The sequence below is a fragment of the Stutzerimonas stutzeri genome, from assembly GCF_002890915.1.
GTDB classification, from domain to species: domain Bacteria; phylum Pseudomonadota; class Gammaproteobacteria; order Pseudomonadales; family Pseudomonadaceae; genus Stutzerimonas; species Stutzerimonas stutzeri_AF.
In genome coordinates this window covers 46,370-62,229 of sequence record NZ_POUT01000012.1, presented here as the reverse complement: position 1 = coordinate 62,229, position 15,860 = coordinate 46,370, and the positions used below count along the sequence as shown (strand labels likewise).

At 65.9% G+C, this 15,860-nt stretch carries 15 protein-coding genes; 10 read left to right on the top strand and 5 right to left on the bottom strand.

The annotated features are described in order from the left end of the window. Positions 1-289: 289 nt before the first annotated feature. From CXK94_RS18440 to CXK94_RS18395, 10 genes are all read left to right on the top strand, one after another. Positions 290-1,675, top strand: coding sequence for a polynucleotide adenylyltransferase PcnB (locus CXK94_RS18440; protein WP_102895394.1), 1,386 nt, complete (start codon positions 290-292; stop codon positions 1,673-1,675). A gap of 1 nt (position 1,676) precedes the next feature. Continuing rightward, positions 1,677-2,204, top strand: coding sequence for a 2-amino-4-hydroxy-6-hydroxymethyldihydropteridine diphosphokinase (gene folK, locus CXK94_RS18435; protein ID WP_102895393.1), 528 nt, complete (start codon positions 1,677-1,679; stop codon positions 2,202-2,204). Between the two features lie 141 nt (positions 2,205-2,345). Further along, complete coding sequence (panB, locus tag CXK94_RS18430) at positions 2,346-3,146, top strand: 3-methyl-2-oxobutanoate hydroxymethyltransferase (protein ID WP_037038902.1); 801 nt, start codon at positions 2,346-2,348, stop codon at positions 3,144-3,146. Continuing rightward, positions 3,143-4,003 (top strand): pantoate--beta-alanine ligase, encoded by an 861-nt coding sequence (gene panC / locus CXK94_RS18425; RefSeq protein ID WP_102895392.1) that lies wholly within the window; start codon positions 3,143-3,145, stop codon positions 4,001-4,003. The genes panB and panC overlap by 4 nt, the downstream gene beginning before the upstream one ends. A gap of 83 nt (positions 4,004-4,086) precedes the next feature. Further along, positions 4,087-4,467: an aspartate 1-decarboxylase gene (panD, locus tag CXK94_RS18420; protein WP_037038897.1), complete on the top strand. Its 381-nt coding sequence runs from the start codon at positions 4,087-4,089 to the stop codon at positions 4,465-4,467. A 345-nt stretch (positions 4,468-4,812) separates the two neighbouring features. Continuing rightward, on the top strand, positions 4,813-6,480 hold the full coding sequence (gene pgi / locus CXK94_RS18415; protein ID WP_102895391.1) for a glucose-6-phosphate isomerase: 1,668 nt from the start codon (positions 4,813-4,815) through the stop codon (positions 6,478-6,480). 138 nt (positions 6,481-6,618) lie between these two features. Continuing rightward, positions 6,619-7,494, top strand: a complete 876-nt coding sequence (locus CXK94_RS18410) for an oxygenase MpaB family protein (protein ID WP_102895390.1) — start codon at positions 6,619-6,621, stop codon at positions 7,492-7,494. A gap of 124 nt (positions 7,495-7,618) precedes the next feature. Next, on the top strand, positions 7,619-10,504 hold the full coding sequence (locus CXK94_RS18405; RefSeq protein ID WP_102895389.1) for a DUF748 domain-containing protein: 2,886 nt from the start codon (positions 7,619-7,621) through the stop codon (positions 10,502-10,504). Positions 10,505-10,506: 2 nt separating this feature from the next. Further along, positions 10,507-10,803: a DUF2845 domain-containing protein gene (locus tag CXK94_RS18400; protein ID WP_102895388.1), complete on the top strand. Its 297-nt coding sequence runs from the start codon at positions 10,507-10,509 to the stop codon at positions 10,801-10,803. 11 nt (positions 10,804-10,814) lie between these two features. Continuing rightward, positions 10,815-11,123, top strand: a complete 309-nt coding sequence (locus CXK94_RS18395) for a DUF2845 domain-containing protein (RefSeq protein ID WP_102895387.1) — start codon at positions 10,815-10,817, stop codon at positions 11,121-11,123. A gap of 112 nt (positions 11,124-11,235) precedes the next feature. Here the strand turns inward: CXK94_RS18395 and CXK94_RS18390 are convergent, their stop codons facing one another. From CXK94_RS18390 to rbfA, 5 genes are all read right to left on the bottom strand, one after another. Further along, the gene (locus tag CXK94_RS18390) at positions 11,236-11,607 is read right to left on the bottom strand and encodes a BON domain-containing protein (protein WP_102895386.1); all 372 of its coding nucleotides are present in this window, start codon (positions 11,605-11,607) and stop codon (positions 11,236-11,238) included. Positions 11,608-11,879: 272 nt separating this feature from the next. Continuing rightward, a complete protein-coding gene (gene pnp, locus CXK94_RS18385; protein WP_102895385.1) occupies positions 11,880-13,985 on the bottom strand; it encodes a polyribonucleotide nucleotidyltransferase in 2,106 nt (701 codons plus the stop codon). A gap of 172 nt (positions 13,986-14,157) precedes the next feature. Further along, positions 14,158-14,427 (bottom strand): 30S ribosomal protein S15, encoded by a 270-nt coding sequence (gene rpsO / locus CXK94_RS18380; protein ID WP_003240577.1) that lies wholly within the window; start codon positions 14,425-14,427, stop codon positions 14,158-14,160. Between the two features lie 113 nt (positions 14,428-14,540). Beyond that, positions 14,541-15,458, bottom strand: a complete 918-nt coding sequence (gene truB / locus CXK94_RS18375) for a tRNA pseudouridine(55) synthase TruB (protein WP_102895384.1) — start codon at positions 15,456-15,458, stop codon at positions 14,541-14,543. A gap of 2 nt (positions 15,459-15,460) precedes the next feature. Next, positions 15,461-15,847, bottom strand: a complete 387-nt coding sequence (gene rbfA, locus CXK94_RS18370) for a 30S ribosome-binding factor RbfA (RefSeq protein ID WP_102895383.1) — start codon at positions 15,845-15,847, stop codon at positions 15,461-15,463. Positions 15,848-15,860 lie beyond the last annotated feature (13 nt).

Here is a 15,860-nt window from a genome sequence, read left to right as displayed (position 1 = left end):
CCTACTCTACCGACCGCACTCGTAGGAGCCGGCTTGCTGGCGACCATGGCGGTGCATACGGCGGATCGCCAGCAAGCTGGCTCCTACCCACCCTACGCGCACCCCAACACTTAACGCAGACACCGCCGTCCAGATACCCCGCGAGGCATCCGCCTGGCCAGGCGTGCATCGTGCCTTTTGACACCTTCCCACGCTTCGTTCACCATCCAGCGCTCCCGGTGCTAGAATCCCCGCAGGTTTCGCGGCATTCGCGACACCGCCCCGTCATTCCGCCACACAGTGCCCCCCAATGCTGAAAAAGCTGTTCCAGTCTTTTCGTCTGCCTCTGCGCCGCATCCCGCACCCCCGCCGCACACCGGAAATACTCTCCAGCCGGCAGCACTCCCTGCACCGCAACGAGATCAGCCGGCATGCGGTCAGCGTCGTCGAGCGCCTGCAGCAGGCGGGCTACGAGGCCTACGTGGTCGGCGGCTGCGTGCGCGACCTGCTGCTCGAGCTGAACCCCAAGGACTACGACGTCGCCACCAGCGCCACTCCCGAGCAGGTGCGCGCCGAATTCCGCAACGCGCGGGTGATCGGCCGGCGCTTCAAGCTGGTGCACGTGCACTTCGGCCGGGAAATCATCGAGGTCGCCACCTTCCGCGCCAACCATCCGGAAGAAGACGACGAGGACGCCAGTCACCTGGCCTCGCGCAACGAGAGCGGGCGGATTCTGCGCGATAACGTCTACGGTACCCTGGACGACGACGCCCAGCGCCGCGATTTCACCATCAACGCGCTGTACTACGACCCGACCAGCGAACGCATCCTCGACCATACCCATGGCGTGCACGACATCCGCAACCGCCTGATCCGCCTGATCGGCGATCCCGAGCAGCGCTACCAGGAAGACCCGGTGCGCATGCTGCGCGCCGTGCGTTTCGCCGCCAAGCTCGACTTCGAGATCGAGCGCCACAGCGCCGAACCCATCGCCGAGCTGGCCGAACTGCTCGACGGCATCCCCTCCGCACGGCTGTTCGACGAAACGCTCAAGCTGTTCCTCGGCGGCAAGGCCGAGCGCACCTTCGAACTGCTGCTCGAATACGACCTGTTCGCCCCGCTGTTCCCGGCCAGCGCCGCCGCGCTGGAGCGCAACCCGGAATACGCCGGCACGCTGATCCGCAACGCGCTGGCCAACACCGACCAGCGCATCGCCCAGGGCAAGCCGGTCACCCCGGCTTTCCTCTTCGCCGCATTGCTCTGGCCTGCCCTGCCGGCCCGTGTGCTGGAGCTGCAGGACCGCGGCATGCCGCCGATCCCGGCAATGCAGGAAGCGGCGCACGACATCATCTGGGAACAGTGCCAGCGCACCGCGATCCCCAAGCGCTTCACCATCCCCATGCGCGAGATCTGGGACATGCAGGAACGCCTGCCACGCCGCCAGGGCCGCCGCGCCGACCAGTTGCTGGAGAACCCGCGCTTCCGCGCCGGCTACGACTTCCTGCTGCTGCGCGAAAGCGCCGGCGAGAAGACCCACGGCCTGGGCGACTGGTGGACCGACTACCAGGAAGCCAGCGACAGCGAACGGCGCAACATGATCCGCAACCTCGGCAGCAAGGACGGAGCCGACGGCGCGCCGCGCAAGCGCCGGCGCGCAGGCAGTCGCCGGCGCAGCGCGCCGAAAGCGGCCGAGTGACATGGAACGCGTCTATATCGGCCTGGGCAGCAACCTGGCCGACCCGCAGCGGCAATTGCGCGGCGCCCTGCAGGCGCTGGCCGAGCTACCGCAGAGCCGCCTGGTCACTGTTTCCTCGCTCTACGCCAGCGACCCGCTCGGGCCCGCCGACCAGCCGCGCTACGTCAATGCCGTCGCCGCACTGGACACGGACCTCGCGCCGCTGGCGCTGCTCGATGCCCTGCAACGCATCGAGCTGGCCCAGGGCCGCGAGCGCAAGGCCGAGCGCTGGGGCCCGCGCACCCTCGATCTGGATATCCTGCTGTTCGGCGAGCGGCTGATCGACCAGCCACGCCTGCAGGTGCCGCACTATCACATGCAGGCGCGGGCCTTCGTGCTCTATCCGCTGGCCGAGATCGCGCCGCCGGAGCTGCGCCTGGCCGACGGCCGCAGTCTCACCGAACTGCTCGCCGCCTGCCCCTTCAGCGGGCTCGAGCGCCTGAGTGGGGCCGCTGTCACCCCAGCGGTAACGAACGTAACGAGCAGGTAACACTCGCGATTGACTTCACCTTCCACCAACCGGACTATAAGCGCCCTCTGCCGGCACGCATCGTATTGGGGCGAGCCGCCCCATCCTGGTGTCGGCCGGCAATCCTGATCGCTCTGCGAAAGCTCGAAGAGGACGGCATTCATGCCAGACGTAACCCTGACCACGCTGCAAGGGCTCAAGCAGAAGGGCGAGAAGATCGTCATGCTCACCTGCTATGACGCCACCTTCGCCAAGACAGCCTGCGACGCCGGCGTCGAGATGCTGCTGATCGGCGACTCGCTCGGCATGGTCCTGCAAGGGCACGACAGCACCCTGCCGGTCACCATCGCCGACATGGTCTACCACACCGCCAGCGTCAAGCGCGGCAACCGCGGGGCGATGATCGTCGCCGACCTGCCGTTCATGGCCAACGCCACCACCGAGCAGACCCTGAACAACTCGGCGCTGCTGATGCAGGCCGGCGCGCACATGATCAAGCTCGAAGGCGCGGCCTGGCTGGCCGAGTCCATCACGCTGCTGGCCGAGCGCGGCATCCCGGTCTGCGCGCACATGGGGCTGACGCCGCAAGCGGTGAACATCTTCGGCGGCTACAAGGTCCAGGGCCGCGAAGAGGCCCAGGCGCAGCAGATGCTCGCCGACGCCCAGGCGCTGGAGGCGGCAGGCGCCGCCATGCTGCTGCTCGAATGCGTGCCCAGCGAGTTGGCCGCGCGCATCACCCAGGCGGTCGCCATCCCGGTGATCGGCATCGGCGCCGGCAGCGGCACCGACGGCCAGGTCCTGGTGCTGCACGACATGCTCGGGCTGTCGCTCAGCGGCCGTGTGCCGAAGTTCGTCAAGAACTTCATGCGCGAGCACGGCGACATTCCCTCCGCCATCGCCGCCTATGCAAAAGCGGTCAAGGCCGCCGAATTTCCCGCAGCCGAACACGGTTTTTCCGCATGAACATCGTCAAGACCATTGCCGACCTGCGCGCCGCAGTAGCCCGTGCGCGCAGCGAAGGCAAGCGGATCGGCTTCGTGCCGACCATGGGCAACCTGCACGCCGGCCACATCGCGCTGGTGAAGAAGGCCGGCCAGCGCGCCGACTTCGTGGTCGCCAGCATCTTCGTCAACCCGCTGCAGTTCGGCCCCAACGAGGACCTGGACAGCTACCCGCGCACCCTCGCGGCGGACCAGGACAAGCTGTTCGAAGCCGGCTGCCACCTGCTGTTCGCGCCCAGCGTGGAGGAGATGTACCCACACGGCCAGGCACAGCAGACTCTCGTCCGTGTGCCGGGCGTGTCCGAAGGGCTCTGCGGCGGCAGCCGCCCGGGCCATTTCGACGGCGTCTCCACGGTGGTCACCAAGCTGTTCAACATGGTCATGCCGGATCTGGCCGTATTCGGCCAGAAGGATTTCCAGCAACTGGCGGTGATCCGCACCATGGTCCGCGACCTGAACATGCCGGTACAGATCATCTCCGAGCCCATCGTGCGCGCCGAGGACGGCCTGGCGCTGTCCTCGCGCAATGGCTACCTTGGCGAGGCCGAGCGTGCCGCCGCGCCGGCGCTGTATCGCACGCTGCGCCAGCTGGACGAGGCGATCCGCGGCGGCCGGCGCGATTACTCCGCGCTGATCGCCGAGGGCCTGGAGCAGCTGCAGGCCGCCGGGCTGCGTCCGGACTACCTGGAAATCCGCAACGCCAGCGACCTGCAACCGGTCAGCGCGACCTCGCGCGAGCTGGTCATCCTCGTCGCCGCCTATCTCGGCAAGACGCGGCTGATCGACAATCTGCTGGTCGACACCGGCACATCCGCCTGACCGACCCCATCCGTCCACAGCCTTGATCGCACTCGAGGCTTGAGGCACACTCTGCGCCGCTTGCGCCCCCGGAGGACCCAGCCATGCACGCCATCATGCTCAAGGCCAAACTGCACCGCGCCCAGGTGACCCACTCGGTGCTCGACTATGAAGGCTCCTGCGCCATCGACGGCGACTGGCTGGACCTGGCCGGCATCCGCGAGTACGAACAGATCCAGATCTACAACGTCGACAACGGCGAACGCTTCACCACCTATGCCATTCGCGGCGAGGAAGGCTCGAAGATCATTTCCGTCAACGGTGCCGCCGCGCACAAGGCCGCCGTCGGTCATCGCCTGATCATCTGCGCCTACGCCCACTACAGCGAGGCCGAGCTGGCCAGCTTCAAGCCGCACGTGCTCTACATGGGCGCCGATGGCGAGCTCAGCCACACCAGCAACGCGATTCCCGTCCAGGTCGCCTGACGCCCCTCGACGGCGCTCACGAAGCCCGAAGCACCCAGCGCGCTTCGGGCTTTTTTGTGCCCCGACGCCCCGCAGGACTACTCGGCGCGGTGGGACGATTCGCCTGGAGTCCTTCGGAACGCAGCGGGGGTTCCCCTGTCAGAGCAGTCTGTGATGGCATAGGATGTGCCATCGCCAGCTCGGTGGAAGCCGGGTTCGGTCAGCATCCCCAGCATTCAGGACGAGTGCCGGCGTGCCCGCACGATCATGCGAGTCAGTGAATCCTGCCGCGGCCATAGCGCACACACCGGTGCCCGCCAACCGTGCAGTTTTCAGTGGCCCGCCAGCAAAGGAAGCCGCATCACCATGAGCTACTACCAGCACCCCCTCGATGTCACCGGCCTGCCATCCTGGAAGGCCCTGGAAGAACACCGCCTGGCCATGCAGAACTTCAACATGCGCGAGGCCTTCCAGGCCGACCCCGCGCGTTTCGAAGAGCTGTCGGTTTCTTGCTGCGGCCTGTTCCTCGATTACTCGAAAAACCTGATCACCCCCGAAACCCGTGCGCTGCTGGTCAACCTGGCCCGCGAAGCCGGCGTCGAGCAGGCCGCCCACGCCATGTTCAACGGCGAACGGGTCAATGCCTCGGAAAACCGCCCGGCCCTGCATACCGCGCTGCGCCGGCCGATGGGCGACAACCTGATCGTCGACGGCGAAAACCTGATGCGCGAGGTGCATGGCGCCCTGGCGCAGATGACCGACATCGTCGGGCGCATCCACAACCACCTGTGGCGCGGCTACAACGACAAGCCGATCACCGACGTGGTGAACATCGGCATCGGCGGCTCCTTCCTCGGCCCGCAGCTGGTCTCCGAGGCGCTGCTGCCCTTCACCCAGCAGTGCGGCGTGCGCTGCCACTACCTGGCCAATATCGACGGCAGCGAGTTCCGCGAGGTGACCGCCAACCTCAATGCCGAAACCACCCTGTTCATCGTTTCCAGCAAATCCTTCGGCACCCTCGAGACACTGAAGAACGCCCAGGCCGCACGCACCTGGTACCTGGCCCGCGGCGGCACCGAGGAGAAGCTCTACCGCCACTTCATCGCCGTGACCAGCAACAAGCAGGCGGCGCTGGATTTCGGCATCCGCGAAAAGAACATCTTCCCCATGTGGGACTGGGTCGGCGGACGCTACTCGCTGTGGTCGGCCATCGGCCTGCCCATCGCCCTGGCGATCGGCATGCACAACTTCAAGGACCTGCTGTCCGGCGCCTACAGCATGGACCAGCATTTCCTCCACGAGCCGTTCGAAACCAACATGCCGGTGCTGCTGGCGATGCTCGGCGTCTGGTACCACAACTTCTGGGGCGCGCAGAGCTACGCCTTCCTGCCCTACGACCACTACCTGCGCAACTTCGTCAAACACCTGCAGCAGATGGATATGGAATCCAACGGCAAGAGCGTGCGCCAGGACGGTACACCGGTGTCCTGCGGCACCGGCCCGGTGATCTGGGGCGGCGTCGGCTGCAACGGCCAGCACGCCTACCACCAGTTGCTGCACCAGGGCACGCCGCTGATCCCGGCGGACTTCATCGTCCCGGTGGTCAGCCACAACCCGGTCGCCGACCACCAGGAGTGGCTGTACGCCAACTGCCTGTCGCAGAGCCAGGCACTGATGCTCGGCAAGACCCGCGAGGAGGCCGAGGCCGAGCTGCGCGCCAAGGGCCTGGCGGAAGCGGAAGTCCAGCGCCTGGCGCCGCACAAGGTGATCCCCGGCAACCGTCCGAGCAACACCCTGGTCACCGAGAGCATCAGCCCCGGCCGCCTCGGCGCCTTGATCGCGCTGTACGAGCACAAGGTCTTCGTGCAGGGCGTGATCTGGGGCATCAACTCCTTCGACCAGTGGGGCGTGGAGCTGGGCAAGGAGCTCGGCAAGGGCGTCTATGGCCGTCTGACCAGCTACGACAGTCCGCCGGCCGAAGATGCCTCGACCCAGGGCCTGATCGACTTCTTCCGCGGCCGCCATCGCGGCTGAGCTCCCCTGCCCGCCCGGCCACGATGGCCGGGCGGCGCCAGCGATCGCCGGCAAGCCGGCGCCTACATTGCGCCCTCCAGTCCCGCATCCCGCCCGCGACGCGCTAGCATGGCCGTCCACTCATCGACCAGACGCGCCATGGAATTCCTCCGCCGCCGTATCGAAACCCAGGTCCTCAGCCTCACCGGGCTCGCGCTCGGCGGCATCGACTACGAGAACCCGCCGGGCGATCCCGGCCTGTTCGGCCCCGAATCGGTGTGCTGGCGGGTCCATGGTGATTTCACCTCGATGCTCGTCGGTGGCATCTCCGCGCTGCTGCTGCAGGCGCTGCATCCCCTGGCGCTGGCCGGCGTATGGGACCACTCGAACTTCCGCGAGGATCTGCTCGGCCGCCTGCGCCGCACCGGGCAGTTCATTTCCGCAACCACCTTCGGCAGCCGGGCCGATGCCGAGAGGCTGATCGAACGGGTCCGGGCGATTCACCTGCAGGTCACCGGACATGCGCCGGACGGCAGGCCCTACGCGGCATCCGATCCGGACCTGCTGACCTGGGTGCATGTCGCCGAAGTGAGCAGCTTCCTCAAGTCGCACCTGCGCTATCTCGACCCGACCCTGCCGGACCACGCGCAGGATCGCTACTACGCGGAAGTCGCGCTGATCGCCGAGCGTCTCGGCGCCCGCGACGTGCCACGCTCGCGCGCGCAGGTGGACGACTACCTGGAACGCATCCGCCCGCAGCTGCGCTGTGACGAACGCTCGCGGGAAATCCTCCGGATTCTGCGCGCGGCCCCCGCACCCAGCGCCCTGGCCAGGCCCTTCGGCATGCTGATGCTGCACGCCGGGGTCGAGCTGCTGCCCGATTGGGCCAGCGAACTGTTCGGCCTGCCGCTGACGGCACAGCGGCGCCAGTTGATCCGCACCGGCGTGCGGTGTACCGCGCCGCTGCTGCGCTGGGCCGTGCGTAATGGTTCGGTGCACCGCGCCCGCCGGCGCATGGGCCTGCCGCCCCGCTAGCCCGCACTTCAGTGCCGGCGACCAATTCTGCGGGCTCGAACGCATTGCCGACGGCAACGGATTCGAGGAACCCCATCGGCATGCCATACTCCAAGGCAATCCATCGCAAGGAACCTGTTCGGTCATGCCCAACGGAATGAAGCGCGCGCTTAGCGGCGTCGCGCTCGCGCTGATCTTCTATTGCCTGCTCGGCTTCCTGATCCTGCCCGGTGCCCTGCAGCGCATCGCCAACCAGCAGCTGGCCGCCTACGCGACCGTGCCGGCGAGCCTGGAGCGCATCGAATTCAACCCCTTCAGCCTCGAACTGGACCTGTTCGAGCTGCACATAGGCGAGGCCGACGATCGCCAACTGGCCTTCGAACAGCTCTATCTGAACCTGCAGTGGGACAGTCTGTGGCAGCGCACCCTGCACCTGGCCGCCGTCGAGCTGACGGCGCCGCGCAGCGAAGTGCGCTTCGCCGATGATGGCGTGCTCAACCTCGGCCGACTGTTCGAACTACCGGAAGCCGAAGAGCCGGAGCCCGCGCAAGAAAGCGGCCTGTTCCCGCTGCGTATCGACCGCCTGCAACTGGCCCGCGGCTACCTGCACTTCCAGGACCGCCGCCCGAGCGAGCCGATCGACCTGGTCTACGATGCGTTGGATTTCGAACTGCACAACCTCACCACCCGGGCCGACGACAGCGCCGATGCGAGCCTCGCCGCCAGCGGCCCGGGCGGCGGCCGCATCGACTGGCAGGGCCAGTTCAGCCTGCAGCCGCTGGCCTCCCACGGCCGGTTGAAGGTCAGCAAGCTGGCCCTCACGGATTTCCGCCCCTATATCCGCGACGCCGCGCCGCTGGTGCTGGAGGGCGGCAGCCTCGACCTGAGCACGGACTACCGGCTGGACCTCAGCCAAGGGCTGGCACTCGATCTGCACAACGCCACGCTGACGCTGGCAGCGCTGGCCGTCGACAGTCCGCAGGGCCGCCCGCTGGTTCGCCTGGAGCAGCTCGTGCTGGGTGAGACCAGCGTGGATCTGCTCGGACAGCAGGTCAGCATCGGCACGCTGCGCAGCCGCAATCTCGAAACCTGGGCCGCGCGCGAAGCCGATGGTGAGCTGGATTGGCAGAAGCTGTTCGCCACCGCCGGTAGCACACCGGAGGCCCCCACCGAAGGCTCGCCAGCCGCCGAGCAAGACGAGCCGGGCAAACCCTGGCAGGTGTTCCTGCATGATGCGCAACTGCGCGATTACCACGTGCACCTCGCCGACCGGGTGCCGCAGGACGAAGTGGCGCTGGAGCTGGGCCCGCTGAACCTGGACGTGGCGGACTTCGACAGCCTGGGCACCAGCCCTTTCAAACTCAAGCTGGAAAGCGGCGTGGGCAGGCAAGGGGCGCTCCAGGCTACCGGACAATTGCAACTGAGCCCGATGAGCGGCAAGCTCGCCGTCACCACCCGCGACATCGACCTGCGGATCGCCCAGGCCTATATCAGCCCGCTGGTCCGCCTCGAACTGCGTAGCGGCATGCTCTCGAGCGAACTCGACGTCGAGCTGCAGGGCACCGAACCGCTGGCGTTCAGCGTCCGCGGCCAGGCCGAGGCAACCCAGCTGCACACCCTGGATACCCTCAACAACCGCGATTTCGTCAAATGGCAGCGGCTGCAACTGAGCGGCCTGGACTACCAGCACCCCAGCCGCCTGGAAATCGAGCGCATCGACCTGAACCAGCCCTACGCACGCTTCATCATCAACCCGGACCTGAGCACCAACATCAACGACCTCATGGTCGACCGCGGCGAGCCGACGGAAGAACCCGCGGCAACGCAGGCGCAACCGTTGGCGCTGCGCATCGGCGGCATCGCCATTGCCGACGGCTCGGCAAACTTCGCCGACTTCAGCCTGCGCCCGCCGTTCGCCACCGCCATCCAGTCACTCAACGGCAGCATCGGCACGCTGGACAACCGCGAGCAGAAGGCCGCCTCGGTGGATATCGCCGGCAAGGTGGACCAGTACGCCCCGGTAAGCATCAAGGGCAGCCTGACCCCCTTCGATCCGCTGCAGAGCCTGGACATCGCCACCCGTTTTCGCCAGGTCGAACTGACCACCCTCACCCCCTACTCCGGCAAATTCGCCGGCTACCGCATCCGCAAGGGCCGCCTCGACCTGGACCTGCATTACCGCATCCAGCAGGGCCAGCTGAACGCCGAGAACAAGGTAGTGGTGGAACAGCTGCAGCTCGGCGAGAAGGTCGACAGCCCCGACGCGGTGGACCTGCCGGTGCGCCTGGCGGTGGCCCTGTTGAAGGATACCAAGGGCACCATTTCCATCGAACTGCCGGTGCAGGGCAATCTCAACGATCCACAGTTCAGCGTCATGCCGATCATCTGGCAGACGCTGCGCAATCTGGTCCTGCGCGCGGCACAGGCACCGTTCAAGTTCATCGCCGGGCTGGTCGGCGGCGACCAGGTCGATCTCAGCCAGGTACGCTTCGCCCCGGCGAGCAGCGAGCTGGACGGCGAAGCGCGCCAGGCCCTGGACACCCTGGTCTCCGCCCTCCAACAGCGCCCGGCGCTGCAGCTGGAGGTCGAGGGCATGAGCGCCAGCGCAGCCGACGGCCCGCTGTTGGCCGAGCGGCGCCTGCAGCAGGAATATCGCGAGACCTGGTACCGCATCCTGCAGCGCCGCGGCGACAAGGTGCCGGCGGACGCCAGCCAGATCCAGATCGACGAGGACGACGAGGCCCCCTTGCTCGAAGGCATCTATCGCAGCCGGCTCAAGCAACAGCCTCCGGCCGAATGGCGGGAACTCGAGCCCGAGGAGCGTACCCAGCGACTGCGCCAGGCGGTTGTCGACTCCTGGGCCGGCAATACCGCGTTGCTGCGCCGGCTCAGCCAGCAACGCGCCGCGGCGATCAAGGACCATCTGGTGCAGGCCGGCCTCGATGCCGAGCGCATCTATTTGCTCGATACCGGAACGGCCGAGGCGGAGCCCGACGGCAAGGTCGCGACCATGCTGCATCTGGGGAGCTAACGATGCAACCGAACAAACGGCTCGTCGCCTGCCTGCTGCTGTCCACCGCCGCGGGCGTCCAGGCCGACACCTTGCGCTGTGGCAGCCAGCTGGTGAGCACCGGCGACCGCGCCTTCGAAGTCGAGCGCAAGTGCGGCCCACCCACGCACCGGGACCTGGTCGGCTACAGCCTCAGCCGCGACGACCGTCATGAATTCAAGCTGGAAGAGTGGGTCTACGGCCCCAGCAACGGCATGCTCAGCATCCTGACCTTCGAGGGCAATCGCCTGGTGCGCATCGAGACCCGCAGGGCCAACTGAGGAGCAAATCGATGGAGCGCCGCGCATTCACCAGCCTGCTCTGCCTGATGTTGCTCGGCTTCCAGGCGCAGGCGTCTTCCACCTATCGCTGCAACAGTCGCCTGGTCAGCCTGGAGGCGACGACGACCGAGGTTCGCAGCAAGTGCGGCGAACCGGCCAGCAGCTCGCTGGTGGGCTACAAGGAGGTTATCGACGATTACGGCTACCGGCAGGAAGTGGCGGTCGAGGAGTGGATCTACGGACCGAATCACGGCATGCTCCATTTCCTGCGCTTCGAGGGCAACCGGTTGCGCGGCATACGCAGCCGGCGAGGCAACTGAGTGTCGGTGCTCGCACATCGAGCCAGCCCCCGTAACGGAGCCATGAAAAAGCCCCGCCGAAGCGGGGCTTTTTCATCGGCCTTGCCGCCGCCCTTGGCAGCGGGCCCAACCCTTACTCGGCGGTCTTCAGGCCATCGGCGGACACATCACGCACGCCCTTGATGCCCTGGGCCTTGGTGATAGCGGCTTCCTTTTCCGCTTCGGTAGCGACGGTACCGGACAGCGAGACGACGCCATCCTTGGTTTCCACTTCGATATCCATACCCGGAGTCGCATCCTCGGCCAGCAGAGCCGACTTCACCTTGGTCGTGATCCAGGTATCGGAAACCGCATCACCGGCATCGTTCATGGTGTCGTTGGCGGCCAACATGACATTGGAGGCTTCGTCGATGGCGGGCGAAGTGTCGGCCAGCACGGTACCGGCGAGCGGCAGGCTGAGGGCAACGGCGATGGCGGTGGCAGTCAGAGTCTGAATAGTCTTCATAGATGTCACTCCTGTTCTCATGGTTTTCTGCGGCATGACTCCGGCCTCAGAACTCACGAATATTTAGCGCAAGCGACGTGCCAATCTCGAAATAAAAATTTCGCCAATAAAATCAATTAGTTAATAACAAGCATCGAAGCCCGATCACTTGCACAATGCAAGCTTGGCAATCCTGGCGCGTGCATCTTGCAATCTCCCGACGGTGCGATATCAGGAATCGCAGGCAAACAAAAAGGGCCCGAAGGCCCTTTTCGTCAGCAAGGAATGCCGGTTCAGACGCCGGAAGCTTCCGCCGCCGCCACGTCCTTGATGGACAGCTTGATGCGGCCGCGGTTGTCCACGTCCAACACCAGCACCTTCACTTCCTGACCTTCCTTGAGCACGTCGGTGACCTTCTCGATGCGCTGGTCGCTGATCTGCGAGATGTGCACCAGGCCATCCTTGCCCGGCAGGATGTTGACGAAGGCGCCGAAGTCGACGATGCGCTCGACCTTGCCAACATAGATCTTGCCGATTTCCGCCTCGGCGGTGATGCCCAGCACGCGCTGCTTGGCCGCCTCGGCCGCTTCCTTGGTCTCGCCGAAGATCTTGATCGAACCGTCGTCCTCGATGTCGATCGAGGCCTTGGTCTCTTCGCAGATGGCGCGGATGGTGGCGCCGCCCTTGCCGATCACGTCGCGGATCTTGTCCTGGTCGATCTTCATCGCCAGCATGGTCGGCGCGTTGGCCGACAGTTCGCTGCGCGACTGGGCGATGACCTGGTTCATCTGGCCGAGGATATTCAGGCGCGCTTCCAAGGCCTGGCCCAGGGCGATTTCCATGATCTCTTCGGTGATGCCCTGGATCTTGATGTCCATCTGCAGCGCGGTGACGCCCTTGGCGGTACCGGCGACCTTGAAGTCCATGTCGCCCAGGTGGTCTTCGTCGCCAAGGATATCGGTCAGCACGGCGAACTTGTCGCCTTCCTTGACCAGGCCCATGGCGATACCGGCGACCGGCGCCTTCATCGGCACACCGGCATCCATCAGCGCCAGCGAGGCGCCGCAGACCGAGGCCATGGAGCTGGAGCCGTTGGATTCGGTGATCTCGGACACCACGCGGATAGTGTAGGGGAACTCGTCCTCGCGCGGCAGCATCGCGGCGACGCCACGACGGGCCAGGCGGCCGTGGCCGATCTCGCGGCGACCGGCACCGCCCATGCGGCCACACTCACCGACCGAGAACGGCGGGAAGTTGTAGTGCAGCATGAAGGCGTCCTTCTTCTCGCCTTCCAGGGTGTCGAGCAGCTGGGCGTCGCGCGCGGTGCCGAGGGTGGCCACCACCAGCGCCTGGGTTTCGCCACGGGTGAACAGCGCCGAGCCGTGGGTCTTGGGCAGCACGCCGACCTCGATGCTCAGCGGACGCACGGTGCGGGTGTCGCGGCCGTCGATACGCGGCTGGCCGTTGACGATGTTCTCGCGCACGGTGCGGTATTCGATCTCGCCGAAGGCGTCCTTCACTTCGCCGGCGCTCGGCAGGCCCTCTTCGCCGGAGAGCTTGGCCACGGCCTGATCACGCAGCTCGCCGAGACGGTTGTAGCGGTCCTGCTTGAGGGTAATGGTGTAGGCCTTGGAGATTTCCGCACCGAACTCGTTGCGGATGGCGTCCAGCAGCACGCTGTTGGCCGGGGCGGGCTTCCAGTCCCAGGCCGGCTTGCCGGCCTCGGCGGCCAGTTCCTTGACCGCCTGGATTACGGCCTGGAATTCCTGGTGGGCGAACAGCACGGCGCCGAGCATCTGGTCTTCGGTCAGCTCCTGGGCTTCGGATTCGACCATCAGCACCGCTTCTTCGGTACCGGCCACGACCATGTCCAGGCTGGAGGCCTTGAGCTGCTCGTAGGTCGGGTTCAGCAGGTAGCCGGTGCTCTCGTGGAAGGCCACGCGGGCGGCACCGATCGGGCCGTCGAAGGGGATGCCGGAGATGGCCAGCGCCGCCGAGGTGCCGATCATCGAAGCGATGTCCGGATCGGTCTTCTTGCTGGTGGAGACGACGGTGCAGACGACCTGCACTTCGTTCATGAAGCCTTCCGGGAACAGCGGGCGGATCGGCCGGTCGATCAGGCGCGAAGTCAGGGTTTCCTTCTCGGAAGGACGGCCTTCGCGCTTGAAGAAGCCACCGGGGATCTTGCCGGCGGCGTAGGTCTTCTCCTGGTAGTGCACAGACAGCGGGAAGAAGCCCTTGCTCGGGTCGGCAGTCTTGGCGCCGACCACGGTCACCAGTACGCTGACGTCGTCATCGACGGTCACCAGCACTGCGCCGGATGCCTGGCGGGCGATGCGGCCCGTCTCAAGGGTTACGGTCGACTGACCGAACTGGAATTTCTTGATTACCGGATTCACGGTTTTTCCTTCTCTTTGTTGCCTTTGGGGAAATCGGTGGAATGGCGGGAGTCGGACCCGATTCATTCCCTATGGATAGCTAAAAGCTGGAAGCCCGAAGCTGGAAGCGGGGGGCAGGCCCCTGGCTTTCAACTTCGAGCTTCCAGCTTCTGGCTTCCAGCTCGGTTGCGTCTTAGCGACGCAGACCCAGACGGCCGATCAGGGCGCTGTAACGAGTGGTGTCCTTACCCTTCAGGTAATCCAGCAGCTTGCGGCGCTGGTTGACCATGCGGATCAGACCACGACGCGAGTGGTGGTCCTTGCCGTTGGCCTTGAAGTGGCCTTGCAGCTTGTTGATGTTGGCGGTCAGCAGGGCTACCTGCACTTCCGGGGAACCGGTGTCGCCTTCAGCTTGCTTGTACTCGTTAACGATCTGGGCTTTTTCTTCAACGCTCAGTGCCATGATGGGCTCCTTGAGTGAACAGGCCGGGAATCATCCCGTGTTTAGTAAAGAGAAATGACCGTGCCTGCTGACAGCCACCCTCGACGCACCGCGCAGAACGCGATGCGCAACGGTCATTCCGACCGAATCAGTCGACGCGGCGCAATGCGCCCGTCTTCGCTCACTTCACCGATACCGATGAAGCGGCCATTGTGGTCCTGCACGCGGACCATGCCGTACTTCGGCGCTTCCGGTGCCCGTACCGGCTGCCCGTGCAGCCAGTAATAGGCGCTGTGCTCGGACAGCTGCAACAGCTGCCAGTGTTCCAACCCGCTATCTACCGGCTGCAGCAAGGCATCCAGGGCCTCGGCACCGCCTTCGGCGTGCAACCGTTCCAGCGTCTCCAGTGCGACCGTCTGGGACAGCTCGAACGGACCGGCCTGGGTACGCCGCAGCTCGGCGACATGCGCACCGCAACCCAGCAGTTGACCGAGATCCTCGACCAGGGTGCGGATATAGGTGCCTTTGCTGCAGGCCACGGCCAGCCGTGCCCGGTCACCGTCGAGTGCGAGCAGCTCCAGGCGCGCAATATTAACAGAACGCGGCTCGCGCTCCACCACCTCTCCGGCACGCGCCAGCTTGTACAGCGGCTGGCCGTCGCGCTTGAGCGCCGAATACATCGGCGGCACCTGCTGGATATCGCCACGGAAGCGCGGCAGCAGGGCCTCCAGTTGCTCGTGGGTGACCGCTACCGGCCTGCGCTCGAGGACTTCGCCCTCGGCATCGGCGGTGGTAGTGGTCACCCCCAGCTGCATGACCGTCTCGTAGGCCTTGTCGGCATCGAGCAGGTACTGGGAGAACTTGGTGGCCTCGCCGAAGCACAGCGGCAGCACGCCGGTCGCCAGCGGATCAAGGCTGCCGGTATGCCCGGCCTTTTCCGCGTTGAGCAGCCAGCGAACCTTCTGCAGCGCGGCGTTGGAGGTGAACCCGCGCGGCTTGTCGAGCAGGATGATACCGCTGACGTTGCGGCGCACACGCTTGACCTGTGCCACGCTCACTCTCCTCGCTCGTCGCTGTGCTTGCGGTCTTCGGCGACCGCCCGCTCGATCAGCGAACTCAGCTCGACGCCGCGGCGGATGCTCGCGTCGTAATTGAAATGCAGTTGAGGAACGCTGCGCAGCTTCATGGCCTTGCCCAATTGCATGCGCAGGAAGCCGGCGGCCTCGTTGAGGATGCGCAGGTTGCCCTTGACCGTCTCCTCGTCGTCACGGCCCATGATGGTGATGTAGATCTTCGCGTGGGACAGATCACGGCTGACCTCGACGCCGGTGATGGTCACCAGGCCCAGGCGCGGATCCTTGATCTCGCGCTGGATGAGCAGGGCCAGCTCGCGTTGCATCTGGTCGCCGATACGCTGGGTACGGCTGTATTCTTTGGCCATATAAAGCTGCCTC